Origin of the sequence: Sphingomonas sp. PP-F2F-A104-K0414 (assembly GCF_004340945.1) — a bacterium.
Taxonomy (GTDB): Bacteria; Pseudomonadota; Alphaproteobacteria; order Sphingomonadales; family Sphingomonadaceae; genus Sphingomonas.
In genome coordinates, this window is the sequence record NZ_SLYD01000004.1 from 381,873 (window position 1) to 404,851 (window position 22,979).

The 22,979-nt window shown below is 65.9% G+C and carries 26 protein-coding genes; 15 read left to right on the forward strand and 11 right to left on the reverse strand.

The annotated features are described in order from the left end of the window. Positions 1-62 precede the first annotated feature (62 nt). The 7 genes from C8J46_RS11750 (at position 63) to eda (ending at position 7,105) form a co-directional block, all read left to right on the forward strand. Positions 63-266, forward strand: coding sequence for a hypothetical protein (locus C8J46_RS11750; RefSeq protein WP_243643345.1), 204 nt, complete (start codon positions 63-65; stop codon positions 264-266). Next, entirely contained in the window at positions 263-1,186 is a 924-nt protein-coding gene (argC, locus tag C8J46_RS11755; protein WP_132739124.1) for an N-acetyl-gamma-glutamyl-phosphate reductase, read from the forward strand. The genes C8J46_RS11750 and argC overlap by 4 nt, the downstream gene beginning before the upstream one ends. A 27-nt stretch (positions 1,187-1,213) precedes the next feature. Then, positions 1,214-2,677 (forward strand): glucose-6-phosphate dehydrogenase, encoded by a 1,464-nt coding sequence (gene zwf, locus C8J46_RS11760; protein WP_132739127.1) that lies wholly within the window; start codon positions 1,214-1,216, stop codon positions 2,675-2,677. Positions 2,678-2,848: 171 nt separating this feature from the next. Then, entirely contained in the window at positions 2,849-3,553 is a 705-nt protein-coding gene (gene pgl / locus C8J46_RS11765) for a 6-phosphogluconolactonase (RefSeq protein WP_132739130.1), read from the forward strand. A 2-nt stretch (positions 3,554-3,555) separates the two neighbouring features. Continuing rightward, the gene (gene edd, locus C8J46_RS11770) at positions 3,556-5,370 is read left to right on the forward strand and encodes a phosphogluconate dehydratase (RefSeq protein ID WP_132739133.1); all 1,815 of its coding nucleotides are present in this window, start codon (positions 3,556-3,558) and stop codon (positions 5,368-5,370) included. A gap of 149 nt (positions 5,371-5,519) precedes the next feature. Beyond that, positions 5,520-6,488: a glucokinase gene (glk, locus tag C8J46_RS11775; protein ID WP_132739136.1), complete on the forward strand. Its 969-nt coding sequence runs from the start codon at positions 5,520-5,522 to the stop codon at positions 6,486-6,488. Further along, complete coding sequence (gene eda / locus C8J46_RS11780) at positions 6,485-7,105, forward strand: bifunctional 4-hydroxy-2-oxoglutarate aldolase/2-dehydro-3-deoxy-phosphogluconate aldolase (RefSeq protein ID WP_132739139.1); 621 nt, start codon at positions 6,485-6,487, stop codon at positions 7,103-7,105. Before glk ends, eda begins: the two co-directional genes overlap by 4 nt. 123 nt (positions 7,106-7,228) lie before the next feature. Here the strand turns inward: eda and mltG are convergent, their stop codons facing one another. From mltG to fabG, 4 genes are all read right to left on the reverse strand, one after another. After that, on the reverse strand, positions 7,229-8,197 hold the full coding sequence (gene mltG, locus C8J46_RS11785; protein WP_132739142.1) for an endolytic transglycosylase MltG: 969 nt from the start codon (positions 8,195-8,197) through the stop codon (positions 7,229-7,231). Between the two features lie 98 nt (positions 8,198-8,295). Then, positions 8,296-9,558: a beta-ketoacyl-ACP synthase II gene (fabF, locus tag C8J46_RS11790; protein WP_132739146.1), complete on the reverse strand. Its 1,263-nt coding sequence runs from the start codon at positions 9,556-9,558 to the stop codon at positions 8,296-8,298. Positions 9,559-9,679: 121 nt separating this feature from the next. Then, a complete protein-coding gene (locus tag C8J46_RS11795) occupies positions 9,680-9,916 on the reverse strand; it encodes an acyl carrier protein (RefSeq protein ID WP_031393971.1) in 237 nt (78 codons plus the stop codon). A gap of 77 nt (positions 9,917-9,993) precedes the next feature. Next, positions 9,994-10,731, reverse strand: a complete 738-nt coding sequence (fabG, locus tag C8J46_RS11800; RefSeq protein WP_132739149.1) for a 3-oxoacyl-[acyl-carrier-protein] reductase — start codon at positions 10,729-10,731, stop codon at positions 9,994-9,996. Between the two features lie 88 nt (positions 10,732-10,819). On the opposite strand from fabG, the gene C8J46_RS11805 reads away from it, so the two are divergent. Together C8J46_RS11805 and C8J46_RS11810 are read left to right on the forward strand one after the other, a co-directional pair. Then, positions 10,820-11,056 carry a ribbon-helix-helix domain-containing protein gene (locus C8J46_RS11805; protein WP_132739152.1) on the forward strand — a complete coding sequence of 79 codons (237 nt, stop codon included), beginning with the start codon at positions 10,820-10,822 and terminating at the stop codon, positions 11,054-11,056. Between the two features lie 34 nt (positions 11,057-11,090). Beyond that, the gene (locus C8J46_RS11810) at positions 11,091-11,438 is read left to right on the forward strand and encodes a hypothetical protein (RefSeq protein ID WP_132739155.1); all 348 of its coding nucleotides are present in this window, start codon (positions 11,091-11,093) and stop codon (positions 11,436-11,438) included. 70 nt (positions 11,439-11,508) lie between these two features. On the opposite strand, the gene fabD is transcribed toward C8J46_RS11810, so the two are convergent. Further along, positions 11,509-12,468, reverse strand: coding sequence for an ACP S-malonyltransferase (fabD, locus tag C8J46_RS11815; protein ID WP_132739158.1), 960 nt, complete (start codon positions 12,466-12,468; stop codon positions 11,509-11,511). Between the two features lie 200 nt (positions 12,469-12,668). Here fabD and C8J46_RS11820 point away from each other — a divergent pair, with 200 nt between their 5' ends. The 4 genes from C8J46_RS11820 to rplI all read left to right on the forward strand — a co-directional run bounded on the left by C8J46_RS11820 (position 12,669) and on the right by rplI (position 14,471). Next, on the forward strand, positions 12,669-13,028 hold the full coding sequence (locus C8J46_RS11820) for an RcnB family protein (protein ID WP_132739161.1): 360 nt from the start codon (positions 12,669-12,671) through the stop codon (positions 13,026-13,028). A gap of 172 nt (positions 13,029-13,200) precedes the next feature. After that, positions 13,201-13,635 carry a 30S ribosomal protein S6 gene (rpsF, locus tag C8J46_RS11825; protein ID WP_132739164.1) on the forward strand — a complete coding sequence of 145 codons (435 nt, stop codon included), beginning with the start codon at positions 13,201-13,203 and terminating at the stop codon, positions 13,633-13,635. 2 nt (positions 13,636-13,637) lie between these two features. Beyond that, positions 13,638-13,862, forward strand: a complete 225-nt coding sequence (gene rpsR, locus C8J46_RS11830) for a 30S ribosomal protein S18 (protein ID WP_031393978.1) — start codon at positions 13,638-13,640, stop codon at positions 13,860-13,862. 12 nt (positions 13,863-13,874) lie between these two features. Beyond that, a complete protein-coding gene (gene rplI / locus C8J46_RS11835) occupies positions 13,875-14,471 on the forward strand; it encodes a 50S ribosomal protein L9 (protein WP_056050886.1) in 597 nt (198 codons plus the stop codon). A 402-nt stretch (positions 14,472-14,873) separates the two neighbouring features. Here rplI and rmuC read toward each other — a convergent pair whose 3' ends face one another. The 3 genes from rmuC to recR form a co-directional block, all read right to left on the reverse strand. Then, positions 14,874-16,325, reverse strand: coding sequence for a DNA recombination protein RmuC (gene rmuC, locus C8J46_RS11840; RefSeq protein WP_132739167.1), 1,452 nt, complete (start codon positions 16,323-16,325; stop codon positions 14,874-14,876). Between the two features lie 450 nt (positions 16,326-16,775). Continuing rightward, the gene (gene def / locus C8J46_RS11845) at positions 16,776-17,300 is read right to left on the reverse strand and encodes a peptide deformylase (protein WP_132739170.1); all 525 of its coding nucleotides are present in this window, start codon (positions 17,298-17,300) and stop codon (positions 16,776-16,778) included. Positions 17,301-17,348: 48 nt separating this feature from the next. Continuing rightward, entirely contained in the window at positions 17,349-17,945 is a 597-nt protein-coding gene (gene recR / locus C8J46_RS11850; RefSeq protein WP_132739173.1) for a recombination mediator RecR, read from the reverse strand. Between the two features lie 53 nt (positions 17,946-17,998). Between recR and fmt the strand changes: the two genes are divergently transcribed. Then, complete coding sequence (fmt, locus tag C8J46_RS11855) at positions 17,999-18,925, forward strand: methionyl-tRNA formyltransferase (protein ID WP_132739176.1); 927 nt, start codon at positions 17,999-18,001, stop codon at positions 18,923-18,925. Then, positions 18,922-19,668 (forward strand): tRNA pseudouridine(38-40) synthase TruA, encoded by a 747-nt coding sequence (gene truA, locus C8J46_RS11860; protein ID WP_132739179.1) that lies wholly within the window; start codon positions 18,922-18,924, stop codon positions 19,666-19,668. The genes fmt and truA overlap by 4 nt, the downstream gene beginning before the upstream one ends. Before the next feature lie 140 nt (positions 19,669-19,808). Here truA and C8J46_RS11865 read toward each other — a convergent pair whose 3' ends face one another. From C8J46_RS11865 to C8J46_RS11875, 3 genes are read right to left on the reverse strand one after another with little or no spacing between them, the layout of a single operon-like run. After that, positions 19,809-21,005 (reverse strand): class I SAM-dependent RNA methyltransferase, encoded by a 1,197-nt coding sequence (locus C8J46_RS11865; RefSeq protein ID WP_132739182.1) that lies wholly within the window; start codon positions 21,003-21,005, stop codon positions 19,809-19,811. Beyond that, positions 21,002-22,486, reverse strand: coding sequence for an NAD(P)H-hydrate dehydratase (locus C8J46_RS11870; RefSeq protein ID WP_132739185.1), 1,485 nt, complete (start codon positions 22,484-22,486; stop codon positions 21,002-21,004). Before C8J46_RS11870 ends, C8J46_RS11865 begins: the two co-directional genes overlap by 4 nt. After that, positions 22,483-22,884, reverse strand: a complete 402-nt coding sequence (locus C8J46_RS11875; protein ID WP_132739188.1) for a hypothetical protein — start codon at positions 22,882-22,884, stop codon at positions 22,483-22,485. The genes C8J46_RS11870 and C8J46_RS11875 overlap by 4 nt, the downstream gene beginning before the upstream one ends. Positions 22,885-22,979 lie beyond the last annotated feature (95 nt).

The window sequence follows — 22,979 nt, forward strand, 5'->3', positions numbered from 1 at the left end:
GCCGCGATATCGCCGACATTCGCCTCGCCGAATACGTATTCGCTCCACACTATGCCGTGCCGATGATACGGCCCGTCGCGCGCACAGCTTTGTTGCGCAGCGGACGAGACGAAGCGAGCGATACGATGGTCGACCTCAACCCCGGCGACAGTTTCGAAGTGCTGGAGATTGCCGGCGTTTCCGCATGGGGCGTCGCGCGTCCTAGCGGGCTGGTCGGCTATGTCGCCGCCGAAGCGCTCGACCTTTCGGTGACGGACGCGGCATGACGACCGTTTTCATCGATGGCGCGGTCGGCACCACCGGCCTCGAGATTCGCGAACGGCTTGCCGGTCGGACTGACATCACGCTGGCGTTGCTGCCGGAGGATCGACGCAAGGATCCTGCGGCGCGGCGCGAGGCGCTGAACGATGCCGATTTCGTCATTCTCTGCCTGCCCGACGACGCGTCGCGCGAGGCGGTGACGCTGATCGACAATGACCGCACCCGAGTCATCGATGCATCGAGCGCGCACCGCGTCGCCGCTGGCTGGACCTACGGCTTCCCCGAATTGCCGGGTCAGGCGGAGAAGGTGGCGACCGCGATGCGCGTGTCGAACCCCGGCTGCTATCCGACCGGTTTCCTCGCGCTGGTCGCGCCACTGGTCAGCGCCGGGCTTATCCCCGCCAATCTTCCACTCAGCGTCAACGCGACCTCGGGTTATTCGGGTGGCGGCAAGGCGATGATCGCCGCGTTCGAGAATGGTGAGTCCGCGACGGCGTTCCGCGCCTACGCACTCGGCCTCGCGCACAAGCATATCGCCGAGATGACGCAGCATGCGGGCCTCGCGCACGCGCCGATCTTCGCGCCAGCCGTGGCCAACACCTATCGCGGGATGGTCGTCGAAGTGCCGTTGCATCTCCACGCCCTGCCCGGCCGGCCGGCGCTGGCCTCGATCGAAGACGTCTTGCGCGCTGCGTTCGATGGCTCGAAACTCGTCTCGGTCGCCCCCGGCGATATCGGCGCGGTCGATATCGAGGAGAATGCGGGGACCGATCGGCTGACGCTGAGGGTCTGCGGCAACGACGCGGTCGGCCGTGCACGGTTGGTCGCGACGCTCGACAATCTGGGCAAGGGTGCCGGCGGCGCCGCGGTCCAGAACCTCAACATCATGGCCGGGGTCGACCCGGTCGCCGGCCTGGTTTTCTAAAGAAACCGGCTAGTTCCAGGAGCTTTCATGCACCGTAATCCCGTAGCCAAGCTGCTCCTGTTCGGCGCGACCGGCGATCTCGCGCAGCGCATGCTGCTGCCGTCGCTCTATGGCCTGCACGCCGACGGCCTGCTGCCCGAAGAACTGACGATCACCGGCGCTGCGCGTCACGAGCATGACGACAAGGATTACCGCAAGTTCGCGAAGAAGGCGCTCGACGAGTTCCTGCCCGAGGATCGCAAGGACGAGAGCGCGATCGGGACGTTCCTCGACCGGCTGTTCTATCAGGCGACCGACCTGTCGGACCCCGCCGCGTTCCAGCCGCTGGCGGACAAGATCGGCGACATCTCCGGCGGCCTCGCAATCTACCTCTCGACCGCGCCGTCGCTGTTCGAATCGGCGATCGAAGGGCTGCACAAGGTCGGCCTCGCGGGCGAGACTGTCCGTGTCGGACTCGAGAAGCCGCTCGGCTACGACCTCGACACCAGCCGCGAGATCAACGACGCGGTGGCGAAGGCCTTCCCGGAAGACCGGACCTACCGGATCGATCATTATCTCGGCAAGGAAACCGTCCAGAACATCCTGGCCCTGCGCTTCGGCAACTCGTTCTTCGAGCCGGTCTGGAATGCGCAGGGGATCGACAACGTCCAGATCACGATCTCGGAGACGGTCGGGCTGGAGGAGCGCGCCGGCTATTACGAGAGCGCCGGCGCGCTGCGCGACATGGTCCAGAACCATATGCTGCAACTGCTCGCGCTGATCGCGATGGAGCCGCCTGCGCGCTTCGAGGGCACCGACGTCCGCGACGAAAAATCGAAGGTTTTCCGCTCGCTACGCCTGATCAAGCCCGAGGAAGTGCCCAACGTCACCGTCACCGGCCAGTACGGCGAAGGCGCGGTCAAGGGGAAGTTCGTCAAGAGCTACTCCGACGAACTCGGCGAGGCGTCGAACACCGAGACGTTCGTCGCGATCAAGGCGCATGTCGACAATTGGCGCTGGCGCGGCGTGCCGTTCTATCTGCGCACCGGCAAGCGGATGGCCGCGCGCCGCAGCGAGATCGCGATCCAGTTCAAGTCGGTGCCGCATTCGATGTTCGCCGGACGCGGTGGCCTGTTGCAGCCCAACATGCTGATCATCCGTCTCCAGCCGGAGGAATATGTCCAGCTGCTGGTGATGGCGAAGGAGCCCGGTCTCGACCGTGACGGCGTCCGCCTGCGTGAAGTGCCACTGAATCTCAGCATGGACGCAGAGTTTGCCGGCACCCGTCGGCGCATCGCGTATGAGCGGCTGCTGCTCGACCTGATTGAGGGCGACCAGACGCTGTTCGTGCGCCGTGACGAGGTCGAGGCGCAATGGACCTGGATCGACGCGATCCGCGAGGGCTGGAAGGCCAACGCGATGAAGCCCAAGAGCTATGCTTCGGGTAGCTGGGGTCCGTCCGCGGCGATCGCGCTGACCGAGCGTGACGGGGTGACCTGGCAGGACGACTGAGTTTGTTTTCTTGCGTTCGTCCCGAGTAGCCTTCGAGCGAAGTCGAGAAGGCGTATCGAGGGATCGGCCCGTTTGTGGCATTGTACCTCGATACGGGATCTCGACTTCGCTCGATCCCTACTCGGCACGAACGGCATTTTTGACAGCAATTTTCTGAGTGAGTTCAAGTTTATGACCGAAATCGAATGGTGGGATTACGAGGATTCCGACGAGCTCGCCAACGCAGTCGCGGGCGATATCCAGTTCGTCATCGAGAGTGCGCTCGACGCGCGCGGCTCGGCGGTGATCGCACTCGCGGGCGGCAAGACGCCGTTCGCGGCGTATGAGAAACTCGCCCAAGCCAAGCTCGACTGGAAGAAGGTCACGATCATCCCCGGCGACGAGCGGATCGTGAAGCTCGGCGATCCGTTGTCGAACGTGACCGCGCTGGCGAAAATCTTCCTCCCCAAGGGTGCGCGCGTGAAGCCGATCGTTCCCGAGGCGATGTCGGACTACAAGGCTGCCGGTCGTTCCGCGGATGCGCTGATGCAGGACCTGCACTGGCCGCTCGACTTCTGCCTGCTCGGCATGGGCGGCGACGGGCACACCGCGTCGATCTTCCCCGGCCCCGATTATGACGAGGCGCTGAGCGGTCCCAAGGAACGTCGTGCACTCGGCGTGATGCCCGATCCGCTGCCGCCCGAGGCTCCGCTGGCGCGCGTAACGCTCTCGGCCGCGGCGATCGCGTCTTCGAAGGCGCTGATGATCATGATCACCGGCGACGCGAAGAAGAAGGTGCTTGAGCAGGCGATCGAACAGGGGCCGTCGTCGTCCTACCCGATCGGCCGCGTGCTGGCTGAGGTCGAGCTGCCGGTCGACGTGCACTGGGCGCCGTGACGATGCTCAACGCCGTCGTCTCCGCGGTCACCGACCGGATCATCGAGCGGTCGCGCGACAGCCGCGCCGCCTATCTCGCGCTGATCGAGCGCGAGGCGGCGGCGCAGGTCCGGCGTCCCGGCCTCGGCTGCGCGAACCTCGCGCACGCCTATGCCGGGACCGAGGAAGACCGCGACGCGATGAAGGCCGATGCCGGCATTAACATCGGCATCGTCACCGCGTATAACGATATGCTGTCGGCCCACGCCGTCTACTATCGCTACCCCGAGCTGATGAAGATCTGGGCGCGAGAGGCCGGCGCCACGGCGCAGGTGGCGGGCGGCGTGCCGGCGATGTGCGACGGCGTGACGCAGGGCTATCCCGGCATGGAGCTGTCGCTGTTCAGCCGCGACACGATCGCGCTGAGCACGGCGATTGCGTTGTCGCATGGGACGTTCGAGGGCGCCGCACTGCTCGGCATCTGCGACAAGATCGTGCCGGGTCTGCTGATGGGTGCGTTGCGCTTTGGGCATTTGCCGATGGTGCTGATCCCCGGCGGGCCGATGCCGACCGGGCTTCCCAACAAGGCGAAGGCGGCGGTCCGCGAAAAATTCGCCGAGGGGCTGGTCGGGCGCGACGAGCTGCTCGAGGCCGAGATCGGCGCGTATCATTCGAAGGGCACGTGCACCTTCTACGGCACGGCGAACACCAACCAGATGATGATGGAGGTCATGGGCCTTCACATGCCGGGCGCGGCGTTCGTCAATCCGGGTACCAAGCTGCGCCAGGAGCTGACGCGGGCGGCGGTGCACCGGTTGGCGAAGATCGGCGCGCGCGGCGATTCGTATCGGCCGCTCGGGCATTGCGTCGACGAGAAGGCGATCGTGAACGCCGCGGTCGGCCTGCTCGCGACGGGGGGCTCGACCAATCACCTGCTCCATGTGCCGGCAATCGCGCGTGCGGCGGGGATCATCATCGACTGGGAGGATTTCGACCGCCTCTCCTGCGCGGTCCCGCTGATCGCGCGCGTCTATCCCAACGGCTCGGCGGACGTGAACGCGTTCGAGGCTGCCGGGGGCATGCCCTATGTGATCCGCGAGTTGCTCGGCGAAGGGTTGTTGCACGGCGACATCATGACGATCGGTGGCGACGACCTGTCGGCCTATGCGAAGACCGCGGTCGTCGAGGGCGACACGCTCGGCTGGCGCGATACGCCTGATAGCGGCGACGAGACGATCCTGCGTCCTGCGACGGCGCCGTTCTCGCCGGATGGCGGGATGCGGATCCTCGCGGGCAATATCGGCCGTGCGTGCATCAAGGTGTCGGCGGTCGAGCGCGAACGCTGGATCGTCGAGGCGCCTGCGATGGTGTTCGACGACCAGCTCGACGTGATCGAGGCGTTCAAGCGGGGCGAGCTGGAGAAGGACGTCGTTGTCGTCGTCCGCTTCCAAGGGCCGCGCGCGAACGGGATGCCGGAGCTGCACAAGCTGACGCCACCGTTGGGCGTTTTGCAGAATCGTGGGTTCAAGGTGGCTCTGGTCACCGACGGGCGGATGTCGGGGGCAAGTGGCAAGGTGCCGTGCGCGATCCATTGCTCGCCCGAAGCGCTGCTCGACGGCGCGATCGGGTTGATCCGCGATGGCGACATGATCCGGGTGGACGCTGTGAATGGCACGCTTGAAGCCTTGGTTGATGCGGACGTCTGGGCAACCCGAGAGATGGTCGCGATACCGCCACCGGTGAGCGGCATGGGCCGCGAGCTGTTCGGGATGTTCCGCGGGCTTGCCGACGAGGCCGAGAAGGGCGCGTCGGCGATGCTGGCGGGCGCTGGGCTCTAAAGCGCATCTCAAACGCCGCCGTCACCTCAGCCACACCCCCGTCATCCCGGCGAAAGCCGGGACCTCGCGCCACGGGGACGGACTATGCGGCCTGAGATCCCAGCTTTCGCTGGGATGACGGGGGACGATAATAATAGACGGAGGATGACATGGAAATCGTAGCGGCAGATATTGGCGGAACGCACGCCCGCTTCGCGATCGCCGAGGTCGAGAACGGTCGCGTCGTGTCGCTCGGCGAGCCGGCGACGCTGAAGACCGCCGACCACGCGTCGCTCCAGACCGCGTACCAGGCGTTCGAGGCTGGGCTAGGTCGCCCCCTCCCCCGCGCGCTCGCGATCGCGGTCGCGTCGCCGGTCGCGAACGACGTCATCCGGCTCACCAACAACCCGTGGATCATCCGCAAGTCGCTGATCACCGAGCGGCTGAAGGCCGACCAGTGGGTGGTGGTCAACGATTTCGGCGCGGTCGGCCATGCCGTCGCGCAGGTGCCGAGCAGCGACTTCATCCACCTTTGCGGCCCCGATACGCCGCTGCCTTCCGAGGGAATCACGACGATCTGCGGCCCCGGCACCGGGCTCGGCGTCGCCCAGTTGCTTCGACGCAAGAACGGCTACCAAGTCCTGGAGACCGAGGGTGGCCACATGGACTTCGCCCCACTCGACGGAATCGAGGATGCGTTGCTGAGCCGCCTGCGCAAGACCTTCACACGCGTATCCGCCGAGCGCGTCGTCGCGGGGCCCGGCATCGTCGCGATCTATGAGACGCTTGCCGCTTTGGAAGGCCGCGCGGTGCCCAGCCATGACGACAAGACGATCTGGACCGAGGCGATCGACGGCACCGATTCGATCGCACTCGCCGCGCTCGACCGGTTCTGCCTCGCGCTCGGCGCGGTCGCGGGCGATCTGGCGCTGGCACAGGGTGCCAAGGCTGTCGTGATCGCGGGCGGCCTCGGTTTCCGGATCAAGGATCGCCTGATCCGCTCGGGCTTCGACCAGCGGTTCGTCGCCAAGGGTCGTTTCCAGGGCATGATGGCGGCGATGCCCGTCAAGCTCATCACCCATCCCCAGCCCGGCCTGTTCGGCGCCGCGGCCGCCTTCGCACAGGAACACACCCAATGACCGCCAAATCGACCGTCACCATCGCAGACATCATGCAGACCAGCGCCGTCATCCCGGTGCTGGTGATCGAGGATGCGGCGCTCGCACGTCCGCTCGCCGAGGCGCTGGTCGCAGGTGGCTTGCGCGTGCTCGAGGTGACGTTGCGCACCGGCGCCGCGCTGGAGGCGATCGCCGAGATGAAGAAGGTGCCGGGCGCGATCGTCGGTGCGGGGACCGTCGTGAATACGCAGCAGTTCGTACAGGTCCGCGATGCCGGGGCGGAGTTCATCGTGTCGCCAGGGCTGACCGAACGCCTTGCCATGCCGATCATCGAGAGCGGTATCCCGTTCCTGCCGGGGATCGCCAATGCGGCGGACATCATGACCGGGCTCGACCTTGGGCTGACGCACTTCAAGTTCTTCCCGGCCGAGGCGAATGGCGGGTTGAAGGCGCTGAAGGCTCTAGCCGCGCCGTTCTATCAGTGCAGCTTCTGCCCGACCGGCGGCATTACCGAAGCAAGCGCCCCCGAATGGCTGGCGTTCAAGCCGGTGCTCTGCGTGGGTGGGAGCTGGGTGACCGGCGGGACGATGGCCGAGATCGAGATCAAGGCGCGCGCGGCTAACGCGTTGCGGGCCTAGTCGTCATCCCAGCGAAAGCTGGGATCTCGGCGAAAGCTGGGATCTCGCGCCACACAGTCCGTCCTTGCGGCCTGATATCCCAGCTTTCGCTGGGATGACGAGAGTGTGCCGGAACGCCTCGCCCTACATTTCGCCGCGGGCTTTGCGGATGGAGTACCATTTCTTCACGTTGGCGTTGTGTTCGGCCAGCGTGTTGGCAAACACGTGGCCGCCGGTGCCGTCCGCTACGAAGTAGAGCGCCTGCGTCTGCGCCGGGTCGAGCACCGCGTCGATCGAGGCGCGGCCGGGGTTGGCGATCGGGCCGACCGGCAGGCCGGCTTCGGCATAGGTGTTGTAGCCGTTCTTCGCGTGCAGTTCCGATCGCAGGATGCGGCGGCCTAGCGGGCGGCCCTTGGTGATCGGGTAGATCACCGTGGGGTCCGCCTGAAGCGGCATGCCGCCCCGCAGACGGTTGCCGTATACCGCGGCGACGGTGCGGCGTTCGGAGGGCTTGCCGGTTTCCTTCTCGACGATCGAGGCGAGGATGATCGCCTGTTCGGGCGTCGTCACCGCGATGCCGGGCTTGCGTGCGGCCCAGGCGGTGGCGAGGTAGGTCTTCATCGCCGCCTGCATCCGCGTGACGACCGAGGCGCGGGTGTCGCCGGCCTGGAAGGCGTAGCCGTCGGGGAGAATCGAGCCTTCCGCCGGGACGGGTACGGTGCCGGTCAGGCCGTCCGCTTTCATCAGCGCGTCGTGGACGAGAACCGAGGGATAGCCTTCGGGGACGACGACGAGGCGCTGGACGACCTTGCCGCCCTGCATCAGCTTCAGGATGTCGGACTGACTGGTGTGTGGCGCGATGCGATATTCGCCGGCCTTGATCGGGTCGCCCGAGCCGAACACGCGAGCGTAGAGGCGGAAGCGGCGGGCCGAGGGTATCGCGCCGGCGTTTTCAAGTTCGGTGGCAGCGCCGGCCAGCGTGCTGCCTTCGCCGATCTGCACGGTCAGCGTGCGCGGTGCTGGGCCTGCGCCGCCCCAGCCTTGGACTACGAGGAACAGCGCGACGATGGCCGCCAGGCCTAAGACGAGTCCGAAACAGCCGACCTTGCGCACCATAGTTCCCCGGCGGAGGCCGGGGCCCAGTTGGGCAGGCCCTCCGATAAATCGCACCAATCACCCAACTGGACCCCGGCCTTCGCCGGGGAACAGGATTATTGGACCTTCGTCATCACCAGCGACGCGTTGGTGCCGCCGAAGCCGAACGAGTTGTTCAGCACAGCGCGGACTTCACGCTTCTTGGCGACGTGCGGCACGAGGTCGACACCTACGCAGCTGTCGCTCGGATTGTCGAGGTTCAGCGTCGGGGGCACGATCTGGTCGCGCAGCGCGAGGATGCAGAAGATGCTCTCGACCGCGCCGGCACCGCCGAGCAGATGACCGATCGCCGACTTGGTCGACGACATCGACAGACCCGAGATCGCATCGCCGAACAGGCGACGCACCGCGCCAAGTTCGAGCTCGTCGCCCAAAGGCGTCGAGGTGCCGTGCGCGTTGATGTAATCGATGTCCTCAAGCGCGAGGCCCGACTTCTTGATCGCCATCTGCATCGATCGGAACGCACCGTCGCCTTCCGGATGTGGCGCGGTCACGTGATACGCGTCGCCCGACAGGCCGTAGCCGATCACCTCGGCGTACATCTTCGCGCCGCGTGCCTTGGCATGCTCATATTCCTCGAGCACCAGCACACCGGCGCCCTCGCCCATCACGAAGCCGTCGCGGTCCTTGTCGTACGGACGCGAGGCCTTTTCGGGCGAATCATTGAAGTTGGTCGACAGCGCGCGGGCCTGCGCGAACCCGGCGATGCCGAGCGGGCAGACGGTGCCCTCCGCGCCGCCCGCGAGCATCACGTCGGCGTCGTCCATCGCGATCATCCGCGCTGCATCGCCAATGGCGTGCGCGCCGGTCGAGCAGGCGGTGACGACCGCGTGATTCGGACCGCGCAGGCCGTATTTGATCGAGACCTGGCCCGAGATCAGGTTGATCAGACGGCCATGGACGAAGTGCGGCGAAACGCGACGCGGGCCCTTGGTGTGGAGGACGATCGATTCGCTCTCGATACCCGGCAGGCCGCCGATACCCGAGCCGATCGAGACGCCGGCGCGCCAGCTCTCCTCGAGCGTCATCTCGGTGAGGCCAGCGTCTTCGAGAGCCTGACCGGCGGCATCGATGCCGTAGATGATGAACGGATCGACCTGACGCTGGACCTTGTGGTCGACGCGCTTGCCGGGATCGAAGCCATATTCGTGGTCAGCCGGCTTCACCTCGCAGGCGATGCGGCACACCTGATCCGACGCGTCGAAGCGCGTGATCGGGCCCGCGCCCGACTTGCCGGCGAGGATATTCGCCCAGGCCGTTTCAACATCCGCCCCCAGAGGGGTGACCAGGCCTAGCCCGGTTACGACGACACGCCGCATGGCTTCAAACTCCGTCTGCTCTCAAAACGAAACGGCTCCCCGCCCTCTTTGCCCAAGGACGGGGAGCCGCTCAAATCACACCCTTCAGGGCAGGTCCAAAGTTTTGAACCCTAGACCCTGATCAGGCCTTGTGCTCGTCGATATAGGTGATCGCGTCCTTGACGGTCGCAATCTTCTCGGCGGCGTCATCGGGGATCTCGACACCGAATTCTTCCTCGAACGCCATGACGAGTTCGACGATGTCGAGGCTGTCTGCGCCCAGGTCGTCGATGAAGCTCGCGTCCTCGGTCACCTTGTCGGCTTCGACGCCGAGATGCTCGACGACGATCTTCTTCACGCGGTCAGCGGTCTCGCTCATGGTAGTTCCCTCTTCAAATCTGGGGGTTTTCGGTATTTCCTGAACGCACCTAGAACGCGGCAGTTCAGCGCGCAAGTTCAGATCATCGCCATCCCGCCGTTCACGTGCACGGTTTGTCCCGTGACGTACCCGGCTTCACGACTGGCAAGGTACACGATCGCCGCGCCGATGTCTGCGCCTTCGCCGAGGCGACCGGCGGGAATCTTCGCGGTGAGCGCGGTCTTCTGCGCGTCGGGCAGCGCGTCGGTCATCGGCGACGTGATGAAACCGGGCGCGACGCAGTTGACGGTGATGCCGCGGCTGGCGAGTTCCTGTGCCATCGATTTCGACATGCCGATCAGGCCGGCCTTCGACGCTGCGTAGTTCGCCTGGCCGGGATTGCCGGTGACGCCGACGATCGAGGTGACCGAGATCATCCGGCCAAAGCGTGCCTTCATCATCGGCTTGGCGGCGGCGCGCATGAGGCGGAACGCGGCTTCGAGATTGACGCGGATGACACTGTCCCACTCGTCGTCCTTCATCCGCATCGCGATATTGTCGCGGGTGACGCCGGCGTTGTTGACGAGGATGTCTAGCTTGCCGAGCTTCTCTACCGCTTGTGGAACGAGCGCGTCGACGGCGGCGGCGTCGGAGAGGTTGCAGGGGAGCGCTATGTGATCGCCGACGAGGCTCGCGCGGAAGGCTTCGAGCTTGTCGGCGTTGGAGCCGGATACGGCGAGGCGGGCGCCTTGGGCGGCTAGGGCCTTGGCGATCTCGGACCCGATCCCGCCGGATGCCCCGGTAACGAGGGCGGTCATGCCTGTGAGGTCGAACATGGATGAGACTCCAACTTGTTTTCAGAATGCTTTTGTTGACTACTGGGAACGCCTATATCGACCGTTCACAAATGCAACGAGGTGCGTAATGGCGATCGACTCGACCCCAGTGTCTACCGTGTCGTCCGGGCTTGAGACGGCCACCGTCCAACTGCCCTCCGACACTTTGGATTTTTTACGCCACGAGGCCGAAAAGCGGGGTGTTTCTACCGGAGATATGGTCCGCATAGCGCTTGGTACGCAGAAATTCCTACTCGAGGCCGTCGATAGTGGTGCGAAGTTGCAGTTCAAAGGCAAGGACCGAACGCTGGACGTATCGATCTAGCGACGGGAGGTGCCGTTCTTAAAAGGGATGAATCGTGGAGAGAGATCTCGATGCTGAAACGGCACCCGGCCTCGCTGCCGGCCCCCCGAAAATCACAACCTACGTGCCGATCGTCGCGGAAACGCTAGATACGACCGTGCGCAAATGGGTCAGCTACCTGTTGCTCGCCGTACTGACCGCAGTCATCGTAGCAGGCTTTATCGACCTGTTCCTCATCAACGCTGAAAAAGGCGTCAATGCTGACTCGGGCCCGGCGGCAGATGCAACGCGGCTTATGAACCTTATGAACCTGGTATTCGGCCCAGTGGTCACGCTGTTCAGTTCGGTAGTCGGCTTCTACTTTGGCGCTCGGACGGCCAAAGAGGGTACGACCGGTGGCTGAAACGGCTCCTCTGGCTGGCACCCGCCCCCATCCAAGGCGACGGGCTTATCCAGCGCACACCGGACGTGAGTCAAAGTTGGCGAACGAGTTCCTCGATGTCGTCCATCGTGATGACGCTCGTCGTTTCGACGTCGGGGGTAATGCGCTTGACCATCGGGCTAAGCACCTTGCCGCCGAATTCGACGAAGTGGCCGACGCCCGCCGCATGCATCGCCAACACTGATTCGCGCCAGCGGACCATGCCGGTGACCTGTTGGACCAATAGATGACGGATCGCACCGGGGTCGGCGACGGCGGTTGCGTCCACGTTGGCGAAAACCGGGACCAGAGGCGCGCGGAGGTCTGCGTCGAGAAGCGCGGCCTCCATCGCTTCGGCAGCAGGCTGCATCAGGGGGCAGTGGAAGGGGGCGGAGACGGGCAAGAGAAGCGCGCGCTTGGCACCAAGGTCCTTGGCGAGCGCGATCGCCTTTTCGATGGCGAGGCGGTGGCCGGAGATGACGACCTGCGACGGATCGTTGTCGTTGGCGACGGTGCAGATCAGTTCGGGGCCACCTTCCGCGAGGATCGCGTCGACCGCGGCGCCAGCAATTACCTGCGCCTTTTCGAGGTCGGTGCCGAGCAACGCTGCCATCGCACCCTCGCCTACCGGGACCGCCGCCTGCATCGCGCGGCCGCGAAGTTTCAGGAGCCGCGCGGTGGTCGACAGGTCGAGCGCACCGGCGGCACACAGGGCGGTATATTCGCCGAGACTGTGGCCGGCGACGTAATCGGCCTTGTCGGCGAGGCGGATGCCGCCTTCCTTCTCGGCGACGCGCAAGGTGGCGATCGCGTTCGCCATGATCGCTGGCTGAGCGTTCTCGGTGAGGAGCAGGTCGTCCGCGGGCCCCTCGCTCATGAGGCGGAAAAGGTGCTGGCCGAGCGCCTCGTCGACTTCGGCGAAAACCTCGCGGGCGGTGGCACTGGCGTCGGCGAGCGCCTTGCCCATGCCGACAGACTGGCTCCCCTGGCCGGGGAAGATGAACGCGCGCATGGCCTCTCCTCTGTGTTGGGTCTTCGTTTGAGCGCGGGGCCTATAAAGGTGTGCGGCGAGTTGCAACCTGAACGAACCCCGCGGCCTTGCGACAATATGCGACCATTTCGCCGACCTTGCGACAAGCGCCTGCGACAATCGACTCCCAGATTATGGAGGACGCCGCAGCAACGGCGCCGTGTTTCAAACGGGAGATTATCATGAAGAAGTTCATCCTCAGCGCACTTACCGCTACCCTTGTCGCCAGCCCGCTGCTCGCCGCAGCGCCTGCCGAAGCGCAGCAGCGTCGCGAAGTCACCACCGTGCGCCATGACGACAACAACGGCCGCACCGTCGTCACCAAGCGCACCGTCGTCCGCACGCCGCAGTATCGCAACTGGCGCGCCGGCCAGCGCTTCGATCGTCGCCAGGCTCAGAACTACCGGGTGATCACGACGTACCGCAACTATCGCCTCGCCGCCCCGCCGCGTGGCAGCCAGTGGGTCCGCTCGGGCAATGACGCACTGCTGATCAACGGTCGCGGCAACGTGGTCCAGGTTCGTGGCGGCGCGTTCCGGTAATCGGGCCGGTAACACCTACCATTACCTTGCCTTTGCCGGATAATCGGCTAAGGCCCATTGCAACCGGGGTGAGAGATTCGCGTCTCTCGCCCCTGTTTGCATTCTAGACGACAGCCGGAGGGGTGCACGCATGGGGCGTGTATCAGCGATCGGCCAAGACGAAGGACAAGACATGGCTCTTTACGAGCACGTGTTCCTTGCGCGCCAGGATCTGGCACAAGCGCAGGTGGACGCACTGGCGGAAATCGCCACCAAGATCGTGAACGACAACGAAGGTCGGGTCGTAAAGACCGAGAACTGGGGCCTGCGTTCGCTGGCGTACAAGATCGCCAAGAACCGCAAGGCGCACTATGTCATGCTCGAGATCGATGCCCCGGGCAGCGTGATCGCAGAGCTGGAGCGCCAGACCCAGATCAACGAAGACATCATCCGTTACATGACGGTCAAGGTCGACACCCTCGAAGAGGGCCCGACCGTGATGATGCGCAAGCAGGATCGTGACCGCGAGCGTCGTGGCGACCGTGAGGGTGGCCGTGGCGACCGTCCCGATCGTGGCGATCGTCCGGACCGTGGTCCCCGTCGTGACCGCGAAGAGGGAGCTGAATAATCATGGCACGTCCATTCTTCCGCCGCCGCAAGAGCTGCCCGTTCTCCGCCAAAGACGCTCCCCGGATCGACTATAAGGACGTCCGGTTGCTGCAGGGCTTCGTGTCCGAGCGTGGCAAGATCGTCCCTTCGCGCATCACGTCTGTTGCCGCGAAGAAGCAGCGCGAACTGGCCCAGGCCATCAAGCGCGCGCGTCATCTGGGCTTGCTGCCCTACATCGTTAAGTAAGGACACGCCCACATGGACGTCATTCTGCTTGAGCGCGTCGAAAAGCTTGGTGCTATCGGCGACGTGGTGAAGGTCAAGGACGGTTACGCGCGTAACTTCCTGCTTCCCAACAAGAAGGCGCTTCGTTCCAACGAAGCCAACCGCAAGGTGTTCGAGTCGAACCGTGCGAAGATCGAATCGGACAACGCATCGCGTCGCAGCGATGCCGAGACCGAAGCGAAGACCTTCAACGACGCGACCGTGACCCTGATCCGTCAGGCGTCGAACACCGGTCAGCTCTACGGTTCGGTCGCGGTTCGCGATCTGGTCGATGCGCTGGTGGCCGACGGTCACAAGGTCGGCAAGTCGGCGATCGTGCTCGACAAGCCGATCAAGGCCATCGGTGTCTACACCGTCAAGGTATCGCTGCACCCCGAGGTGTCGGTGGCCGTCAAGGTCAACGTCGCCCGCTCGCCTGAAGAGGCCGAGATGCAGGCTTCGGGCGTCGACGTGATGTCGTCGATGTTCGAGCGCGACGAGGCTGGCTTCGTCGAGGATTACGATCCGAACGCAGAGCCCGGCGCGACCGCCGAAGCACCGCGCGACCAGGAGGAAGAAGCGCAGGGTTGATCCCTTCGCTTCCCTTCTAGCCGATACAGAAAGGCCCGCCCGGAGTGAGCCGGGCGGGCCTTTTCTTTTGTGCTTTTGCGACGGGTGTCAGGGGCAGGTTACGCAGGCGCCGATCATTGCTGCGAAGGGGATGAGGGCGCAGAGGATGGGGACTAGGTGTTTCATGACCGGGTGACTCTTGGGAGTGTTATCCGGTTAATGCGCGGGATGTGGAAAGGTTGCCGAGAGGTGAACGAATTTTGTACCGATCGGTTTTCGGTGCGGAAGAAGCCACCCTCCACCACCACCCCGGCGAAGGCCGGGGCCCAATTGGCAAGGTCGGAGTGACGACGTCCTGCGCTTAGTTGACGCCGCCCCCAATTGGGCCCCGGCCTTCGCCGGGGTGGTTCACAACTGGCAATGTCAGCTTTCTACGTTTTCCGGCTTTTCGATCAGCGCAGGCCCCTCGCCTAGCGCTAGTGCGTCGACCGAAGATACGTCCTCAAGATCTCGCGCGCCGGTCTCGATGTTCAGATCGCGGAATTTGCGGCCCGTTACCATCAGGCGGCCGTTGAACGAGTTGGTGAAGCCGTTGAAGTTCTTCACCGCGCTGTTGAGGCCGACGCCGACTTTGCGCAGGTCGTCTGCGACCTTCGCAAGGCGATCGTGCATTTCCTTGCCGAGTTCGCCGATCTTCCGTGCTTCGTTGGCGAGTTTTTCCTGGCGCCAAACCGCCGCGACTGTGCGGGCGATCGCGATCAGGTTGGTGGGGGTGGCGAGCAAGACGCGCTTTTCGAAGGCGAAGTCCCAGAGTGTCGGGTCGTGTTCAAGCGCGGCGGAGAGGAAATGCTCGCCGGGGACGAACATGATGACGTAGTCGGGGGTGTCGGCGAACTGGCTCCAATAGGCCTTGTTGCCGAGGCCGTTGACGTGCGCGCGCATCGAGGCTGCGTGCGCCGCGAGGCCGATCAGGCGTTCGGCGTCGTCGACTGCGCCGAATGCATCCTGGTACGCGTTGAGCGAGACCTTGGCGTCGATCACCAGAGCTCGGCCGCCGGGGACGCGGATGATCGCGTCGGGGCGGAGGCGGGCGCCATCGTCGCCTACCGCGACAGAGACTTCCGTCTGGAAGTCGGTGTGTTCGCTGAGGCCGCAGGTTTCGAGGACGTTCTTCAGCTGCTGCTCACCCCAGCGGCCGCGCGACTTGGGGGCGTTGCGCAAGGAATTGACGAGCTTGGCGGCTTCGGTGGAGACCTTTTCCTGGCCGAGGCGCATCTGCTCGATCTGGCCCTTGAGGTCGCCGAATGCGTCGCGGCGCTCGGCTTCTACCTTTGCGACGCCCTCTTCATAGCGTTGCAGGCGGTCGCTGACGGGTTGCAGCATCGACTTGAGGTTGAGACCGGCGGATTCTTCGGACTGGCGGAAGCGAGCGTCGGCGCGTTCGAGGAAGGTCTTCTGCGCGTCGCTGAGCAGCTTGTTGGCGACGTCGCCGAACTGCGCTGCCATCACGTCCTTGGCCTCTCGGAGTTCGAGCAGCCGCGCTTCGAATGCCTCGCCTTGGGCTTTGAGCGTCGCGATTTCGGTGCGGGCGGCGTCTCGGTCGGCGCGGATCGTGCCTAGGTCGAGGCGCAAGCGATCGGTGTCGGTGGCGCGCTCGGCGTTCTGCGCGCGGAGCGTGGCGAGGTCCTGCATCGCGGCGTTGCGTTCGCGTTCGACCGCGTCGCGCGCGGTGCGGATGAGATCGGCGTCGGCGACCTTGGTTTGGGCGACGGCAAGTTCGCTGGCTAGGGTGGCGGCTCGGCGGGAGGCGAGGAGCCAGCCGAGGAGGATGCCGGCGGCTAGCGCGAGGACGGCGATGATGGCGAACTCAGCCATTTTGCGCGGCCGAAACTGGAGTGAAGTATAGGAAGTTTAGACGCTGGCGCAGCATTTCCTTGGGAGGAGATGGGGGCGTTAGCGGGCGGTTTTGGGGAGCGAATGGGGACGTCATGCTTGGAACATACGTCGAACGGTTGATGTAGGACAATCGGAATATTGTTTTGCCGCGGAGGCGGGAGTCTAGGGTTACTGACGGTGGTGCTGGTAGTCTTGGGCCCCTGCCTTCGCGGGGGAACTTGGGGGCGGGTCGGCACCTACTCCACCAGCACTACCCCGGCGGAGGCCGGGGCCCAGTTGGGGGACGTTGCCAACTTAGGGCAGCGCGTCGTTACTAGGACCTTTCCAACTGGGCCCCGGCCTTCGCCGGGGTGGTAGCGTGCTGGGTGAATGAGCCGCGCGCTCTCAGCCCCGCACTCTCAGCACAGAGAGCAGCGACGCCCCCGCCCCTCACCCCAGCTTGCGCTGCTTCGCCAGCTTCTTCAGCACCATGTCGCGCTTGAGGCGGCTGATGTGGTCGATGAACAGCACGCCGTCGAGATGGTCGATCTCGTGCTGCATGCAGGTCGACAGCAGCCCGTCGAAATCTTCCTCATGCGCCGCACCGGTCTCGTCGAGCCACTTCACGCGGCACCGCGCCGGGCGCGCGACTTCAGCATACTGCTCCGGGATCGAGAGGCAGCCCTCGTTGTAGGTGGAGACCTCGTCGCTGACCGACAGGATCTCGGCGTTGATGTACGCCTTGGGGTTCTTGATCGGCTTGTCGTCCTCGTCCTTCTCCTCCTGGAGATCGATGACGAGGACGCGCTGCTGCACGCCGACCTGGGTCGCGGCGAGGCCGATGCCGTTGAAATCGTACATCGTCTCGATCATGTCGGCGACGAGCGTGCGGATGGAGTCGTCGACCGTCTCCACCGGCTCGGCGACGAGGCGCAGGCGGGGATCGGGGACTTCGAGAACGGTCATGACGGTCATAGCGCGTCCGCTAAGGTACGCGTGGGCATCACGTCAAGCCGATGGGCGTCAAGCCATTGGCCGCCTTGCCCTTAGCGCCTGCGCCAACGTGCCCTCGTCGAGATAGTCGAGTTCGCCGCCGACCGGCAGGCCGTGCGCGAGCTGGGTGACGCGGACGGGGAAGCGTTCGATGCGCTCGGCGATGTAGTGCGCGGTGGTCTGGCCTTCGAGCGTGGCATTCATCGCGAGGACGACTTCGTCGATGCCGCCAGTTTCGATGCGGCGGACGAGGCTGTCGATGCTGAGGTCCTCGGGGCGGATGCCTTCTAGCGCCGATAGCCGGCCGCCCAAGACGTGGAAGCGGCCGGGGAATAGCCGCGATCGGTCGAGCGCCCAGAGATCGGCGACTTCCTCGACGACGCACAGCGAACGCTGCTCGCGGCGCGGGTCGGCACAGATCGCGCACGGGTTGGTGGTGTCGACGTTGCCGCAGGTCGAGCAGTTCTCCAGCCGCTCGTCGACCGCGGTCAGCGCCTCGCGCAAGGGACCCAGCGCCGCGTCGCGCTTCTTGAGCAGATGCAGCACGGCTCGACGTGCGGACCGGGGGCCGAGGCCGGGGAGCCGGGCCAGCGCCTGCGTCAGCGCCTCGATCTCGGGGGATGCCATAGGGAACAGATAGGGGGTTGCGCGGCTCCCCGCCAGCGTGTTCGAGAGAGGCCATGCGGATCATCTTCATGGGAACGCCGGACTTCGCAGTGCCGGTGCTGGAGGCCCTCGTCGCGGCGGGGCATGAATTGGTGGCGGCGTATTGCCAGCCTGCCCGGCCAGGGGGGCGGCGCGGGCGCGAGCTGGTGCCCTCGCCGGTGCAGCTTCGGGCGGAGGCGCTGGGGATCGAAGTGCGGACGCCGGTGTCGTTCAAGGCGTCTCTGCCGGAGGGGCTGGAGGCTCGCGAGGCGTTTGCGGCCTTGAACGCGGATGCGGCGGTCGTTGCGGCCTATGGTCTCATTCTGCCGCGCGCGGTGCTGGAGGCGCCTCGGTTCGGGTGCCTGAACGTGCATGGCTCGCTGTTGCCGCGGTGGCGCGGGGCGGCGCCGGTGCAGCGCGCGATCCTCGCGGGCGATGCCGAGACGGGCGTCGGGATCATGCAGATGGAGGCGGGTCTGGATACCGGGCCGGTTCGGCTTGAGGGCCGTACGCCGATCGTCGGCAAGACCGCGGGGGATCTGACGTCCGAGCTGTCGGCGATGGGCGCGCGGTTGATGGTCGAGGTGTTGGGCGATCTCGACGCCTACCCTACCCGGCCGCAACCCAAGGAGGGCGTCACCTATGCGGCCAAGATCGACAAGGCGGAGGCGCGGATCGATTTCGAGCGGTCGGCGGTCGAGGTCGAGCGGCTGGTGCGGGCGATGAACCCGGCGCCGGGGGCGTGGTTCGAACATGCGGGCGAGCGGGTGAAGGTGCTGGCGGCGGACGTGTTGCCGTTCTCGTTCCTTGGGTGCGAGGGGCTGACGGTCAACGCCGAACTGACGATCGGGTGTGGCGACGGCGCGATCCGGCCGACCCTGGTGCAACGGGCGGGGCGTGGTGTTACCTCGGCGGACGAAATGCTGCGCGGGTTTCCGATCCGGTCGGGGACGCAGCTTTGACGCGGTTCGCGTTGACGGTGGAGTTCGACGGGCGGCCGTTCATGGGCTGGCAGCGGCAGAAGCACGGGCCGAGCGTGCAGGCGGCTTTGGAAGCGGCCGTGCTCAAGATGACCGGCGAGACCGTATCCGTACAGGCCGCGGGGCGGACCGATGCGGGCGTGCACGGGATGGCGATGCGCGCGCATGTCGACATCGCGAAGCCGCTCGCGGCGTTTCGGTTGATGGAGGGGCTGAATGCGCTGGTGAAGCCGGCGCCGGTGTCGGTGCTGGCGTGCGAAGTGGTCGACGACGATTGGCATGCGCGGTTTTCGTGTGTCGGGCGGTCTTATGAGTATCGGATCGTCAACCGGCGCTCGCCGTTGACGTTCGAGGCGGGGCTGGCGTGGCAGGTGCCGCAGCTGCTGGATGCGGGGGCGATGGCGGAGGCTGCGGGGGCCTTAGTCGGGCGGCATGACTTCACGACGTTTCGGTCGGCGCATTGCCAGGCGGATAGTCCGGTGCGGACTTTGGACCGGCTTGACGTTGTGCGGGAGGGGGAGCGGCTATTCGTCTATGCGGCGGCGCGGTCGTTCCTGCATCATCAGGTGCGGTCTATGGTCGGGTGTCTGGCGCTGGTGGGTATGGGGCGTTGGGCGGTTGGCGATGTCGCGGCGGCGCTCGAGGCGAAGGATCGGGCGATGCTGGGGCTGAATGCGCCGCCTGACGGGTTGTTCTTCGTGAGTGCGGTGTATCCGGAGATTTAGCCAACGGCTTTGATCGCCACGCTTATCCTCCCCTGGAAGGGGAGGTGTCGCGTAGCGACGGAGGGGTATCGCCCTCTCGATAGCGGGTCACCCCTCCGTCAGCGCAATGCGCTGCCACCTCCCCTTATAGGGGAGGATAGTTAGCGGACGAACTTCGCGGCTAGCTCGACATGCGTCGACCAGCGGAACTGGCCGACCGGCTGGACCCAGTCGATCCGCCAACCTGCGTCGCAAAGTTCCTTCGCATCGCGCGCGAAGCTCGCCGGATTGCAGGACACATAAGCGATCACCGGCGTCTTGCACTCCGCTAGCGCAGTAGCCTGCTCGCGCGCACCGGAGCGAGGCGGATCGATCACCACCGCGTCGAAGCGGTCGAGTTCGGCCACCGTCAGCGGACGGCGGTAGAGATCGCGGTGCTCCGGGTAGACCGGCCGTTGCGTGCGGTGCGCGGCGGCCTTCAGCGAGCCGAGTGCGTCGCGCGCGCCTTCGGCGGCATAGACCTTCGCGGGGATCGCGAGCGTGAAGGTGCCGAGGCCGGCGAACAGGTCCGCGACCGTCGCGGGCTTGCCGATCGCCTCCAGGACGGCAGCGGTGAGTGCAGCTTCGCCATCGGGGGTGGCCTGCAGGAACGACGCGGGCGGGAGTGGCACGGGAACGCCGCCGAGCGTGATCGTGACCGCGTCGGGTTCCCAGCGCGTCTCGGGACCGAGACCATCGTCGAACGCTACGCGGGCGATGCCGTGGTCTTCACAGAATTTGGTGAGCGCTTCGGCGGCGGGGAGGCCTTCGGGGGCGAACCCGGTGATCAGGATGTCCGCGCCCTGGTCGGCGAGCGTCAGATGGATGTCGGCGCGGCGGCGGAAGTTGAGGCGCTTGAGCAGCTGGCGGAGCGGCTGGACGAGCGCGAACAGGCGCGGATCTAGGATCCAGCATTCCTTGATGTCGACGATCGTGTGCGCCTTTTCGGCGGTGAAGCCGAGCGTGATCTTGCCGCCCTTGCCCTCGGCGTGGAGCGTCGCGCGGCGGCGACTGCGTTCGGGGGAGATGTGTGGGGTGCGGATCGGGGCGGACAGGTCCTGGCCGTCGAGCGCGGAGGCGATGCGGTCGGTGACGAACTCGGCATAGGCCTGGTCGTCGAGATGCTGGAGCTGACAGCCGCCGCACGTCGGGAAATGCACGCACGGGGGCGTCTGGTGGTGCGGGCCGGGGATCACGGTGCCGTCGGCGGCCAGCGTGTCGCCGGGGGCCGAGAAGGCAGCGTGGCGACCGTCGGCGGTCATACCGTCGCCGCGTGCCGCGACGCGGATGATGGTGTCGATATTAGATTCAGAGGTCATAGCGATGCTCTGGCGGACCGGAGCGATTCCGCCAAGTCGTCGGCGATGAACGCGGGACCCAATCGGCGGGCAGCGTCACCGTGGAGCCACACTCCGGCGGCGGCGGCCTCCAGTGGTTCGAGCCCGGCGGCGAGCATCGCGCCGATCGCGCCAGCCAGGACGTCGCCGGTGCCGGCGGTGGAGAGCCAGTCGCTGGCGTCCTGTGCGATGCGGACGCGGCCATCGCGTGCGGCGATGACGGTGTCGGCGCCCTTGAAAACGACGACGGCGTTCGCGCGGACGGCTGCGTCTCGGGCTCTCGCGATCTTGTCGGCATCGGATTTGCCGAAGAGCGCGTTGAACTCGCCGGCATGGGGGGTGAGGATGACGGGGACTCTCAGCGCCTCGATTCGCTCTGGGGCGATCAGGCGGAGCGCGTCGCCGTCGATGATTAGCGGGTGGTCCGAGGTCAGCGCCGCTTCGAGGCGGGCCTTGGCGAGGTCGTCGCGGCCGAGACCGGGGCCGATCACGAGTGCGCCGATGCGGTCGTTGGCGAGCGCGTGGTCGGTGAACGGTGCGCGGACGAGCGCGTGGGGCGGGCCTTGGCTGTCGCCGAGCAGGGTCACGTAGCCGGCGCCGGCGCGCATCGCGGCGAGAGCGGCGAGGTCAGCGGCGCCAGACATGGTGCCGGCGATTATCGCGACCATGCCTCGGGTGTATTTGTGCGAGTCTGGGCCGGGGATTGGCAGGTTCGGGGTTTTGAGAACTCGAGCCTGGCTGGCGGTGGGGACGCCGATGTCGAGAAGACGGATCTGGCCGCAGTAGCGCGCGGCGGGTTGGAGGAGGTGCGCGGGTTTTACGGCGCCAAGCGCGAGGGTGAGGTGGAAGACCGGGGGCGTGCTGAGGGCTTGGCCGGAGTCGGTAGCGAGGCCGCTGGGGAGGTCGACGGCGATGCTGAGTTGGGCGGCGTTGGCGAGTGCATGAAGGCACTCGACCACAGACCGTTCCCCCGCGGACGCGGGGGCCCAGAGTAGGCCGTTGGGTGAGCGCTCGGAACTTGGCTGGGCCCCCGCGTCCGCGGGGGAACGGTTAGGGGTGGGTGTCGAACCGGAATCGAGCGGGCGGGTCAGAGCGGTGCCGAACAGCGCGTCCAACAGGATCGCCGCAGGTTTTGCCGCCGCCAGTCTCTCGACCGGGCCGGACCACCCTGCCCTCGCTGCCTTCGCCGCATCCGTCTTGGGCTCGGACAGCGCCGCGACGCGAACCGAAACGCCCATCTCGGCCAGCACCCGTGCGGCGACATAGCCGTCGCCACCGTTGTTGCCGGGGCCGCACAGTATCAGGACTTCGTTCGTGCCCGCCAACCGGCGAACTGCCCCCGCGATTGCGGTACCGGCACGCTCCATCAACGTTTCGACCGACACGCCGCCGGCGATTACCGCGTCTTCCGCCGCGCGCATTTCTGCGGCGGTCAGGATCGCCTGGCCCTCGATACGAATCATGACGGCTTGGTCGCGCTCTTGACGGTGGCCGGGAGGCGATAGCGAGCGTCGCCGATCATCACCTCAATACCGTTGCCCTCGATCAGGCCGACCTTCGCGACCTCTGCTCCGTCCGCCGCGACAACACCACGGCCGTCGTGGGTGACGAGCAGGCGGCGGAACGCGCCATCGGGGTGGCGGATCGTCAGGATCGTGCCGGTCTCACCCTTGGCCTGCTCGATCGTGCAGACCCTTTCGAGCGCTGCGGGCCCGCGCGCGCAGGGGATGCGGGGGTCGCCGGCGGACTTCTTGGCCTGCTTGGCGGTCTGCCCGTGCGCGACCTTCGTGCTGGATGGCTTGCCTGGCCCGCATGCCGCGAGCGGGAGCGAGAGGATGGCGAGGCACAGGAGGCAGTTCACTGTCTTACTGGAGCCGGTATCTGAACCATCATCCGTCATCCTAGCGAAAGCTGGGATCTCCCCGTTCGGGTCGCGGCACGCGCCAACCGGGATAC

Excerpts from the sequence above, each read along its gene's own strand:
- C8J46_RS11750 (WP_243643345.1), top strand. The coding sequence starts at position 63 with ATGATACGGCCCGTCGCGCGCACAGCTTTGTTGCGCAGCGGACGAGAC.
- argC (WP_132739124.1), top strand. The coding sequence starts at position 263 with ATGACGACCGTTTTCATCGATGGCGCGGTCGGCACCACCGGCCTCGAG.
- zwf (WP_132739127.1), top strand. The coding sequence starts at position 1,214 with ATGCACCGTAATCCCGTAGCCAAGCTGCTCCTGTTCGGCGCGACCGGC.
- pgl (WP_132739130.1), top strand. The coding sequence starts at position 2,849 with ATGACCGAAATCGAATGGTGGGATTACGAGGATTCCGACGAGCTCGCC.
- edd (WP_132739133.1), top strand. The coding sequence starts at position 3,556 with ATGCTCAACGCCGTCGTCTCCGCGGTCACCGACCGGATCATCGAGCGG.
- glk (WP_132739136.1), top strand. The coding sequence starts at position 5,520 with ATGGAAATCGTAGCGGCAGATATTGGCGGAACGCACGCCCGCTTCGCG.
- eda (WP_132739139.1), top strand. The coding sequence starts at position 6,485 with ATGACCGCCAAATCGACCGTCACCATCGCAGACATCATGCAGACCAGC.
- fabF (WP_132739146.1), bottom strand. The coding sequence starts at position 9,558 with ATGCGGCGTGTCGTCGTAACCGGGCTAGGCCTGGTCACCCCTCTGGGG.
- C8J46_RS11795 (WP_031393971.1), bottom strand. The coding sequence starts at position 9,916 with ATGAGCGAGACCGCTGACCGCGTGAAGAAGATCGTCGTCGAGCATCTC.
- fabG (WP_132739149.1), bottom strand. The coding sequence starts at position 10,731 with ATGTTCGACCTCACAGGCATGACCGCCCTCGTTACCGGGGCATCCGGC.
- C8J46_RS11805 (WP_132739152.1), top strand. The coding sequence starts at position 10,820 with ATGGCGATCGACTCGACCCCAGTGTCTACCGTGTCGTCCGGGCTTGAG.
- fabD (WP_132739158.1), bottom strand. The coding sequence starts at position 12,468 with ATGCGCGCGTTCATCTTCCCCGGCCAGGGGAGCCAGTCTGTCGGCATG.
- C8J46_RS11820 (WP_132739161.1), top strand. The coding sequence starts at position 12,669 with ATGAAGAAGTTCATCCTCAGCGCACTTACCGCTACCCTTGTCGCCAGC.
- rpsF (WP_132739164.1), top strand. The coding sequence starts at position 13,201 with ATGGCTCTTTACGAGCACGTGTTCCTTGCGCGCCAGGATCTGGCACAA.
- rpsR (WP_031393978.1), top strand. The coding sequence starts at position 13,638 with ATGGCACGTCCATTCTTCCGCCGCCGCAAGAGCTGCCCGTTCTCCGCC.
- rplI (WP_056050886.1), top strand. The coding sequence starts at position 13,875 with ATGGACGTCATTCTGCTTGAGCGCGTCGAAAAGCTTGGTGCTATCGGC.
- rmuC (WP_132739167.1), bottom strand. The coding sequence starts at position 16,325 with ATGGCTGAGTTCGCCATCATCGCCGTCCTCGCGCTAGCCGCCGGCATC.
- def (WP_132739170.1), bottom strand. The coding sequence starts at position 17,300 with ATGACCGTCATGACCGTTCTCGAAGTCCCCGATCCCCGCCTGCGCCTC.
- recR (WP_132739173.1), bottom strand. The coding sequence starts at position 17,945 with ATGGCATCCCCCGAGATCGAGGCGCTGACGCAGGCGCTGGCCCGGCTC.
- fmt (WP_132739176.1), top strand. The coding sequence starts at position 17,999 with ATGCGGATCATCTTCATGGGAACGCCGGACTTCGCAGTGCCGGTGCTG.
- C8J46_RS11865 (WP_132739182.1), bottom strand. The coding sequence starts at position 21,005 with ATGACCTCTGAATCTAATATCGACACCATCATCCGCGTCGCGGCACGC.
- C8J46_RS11870 (WP_132739185.1), bottom strand. The coding sequence starts at position 22,486 with ATGATTCGTATCGAGGGCCAGGCGATCCTGACCGCCGCAGAAATGCGC.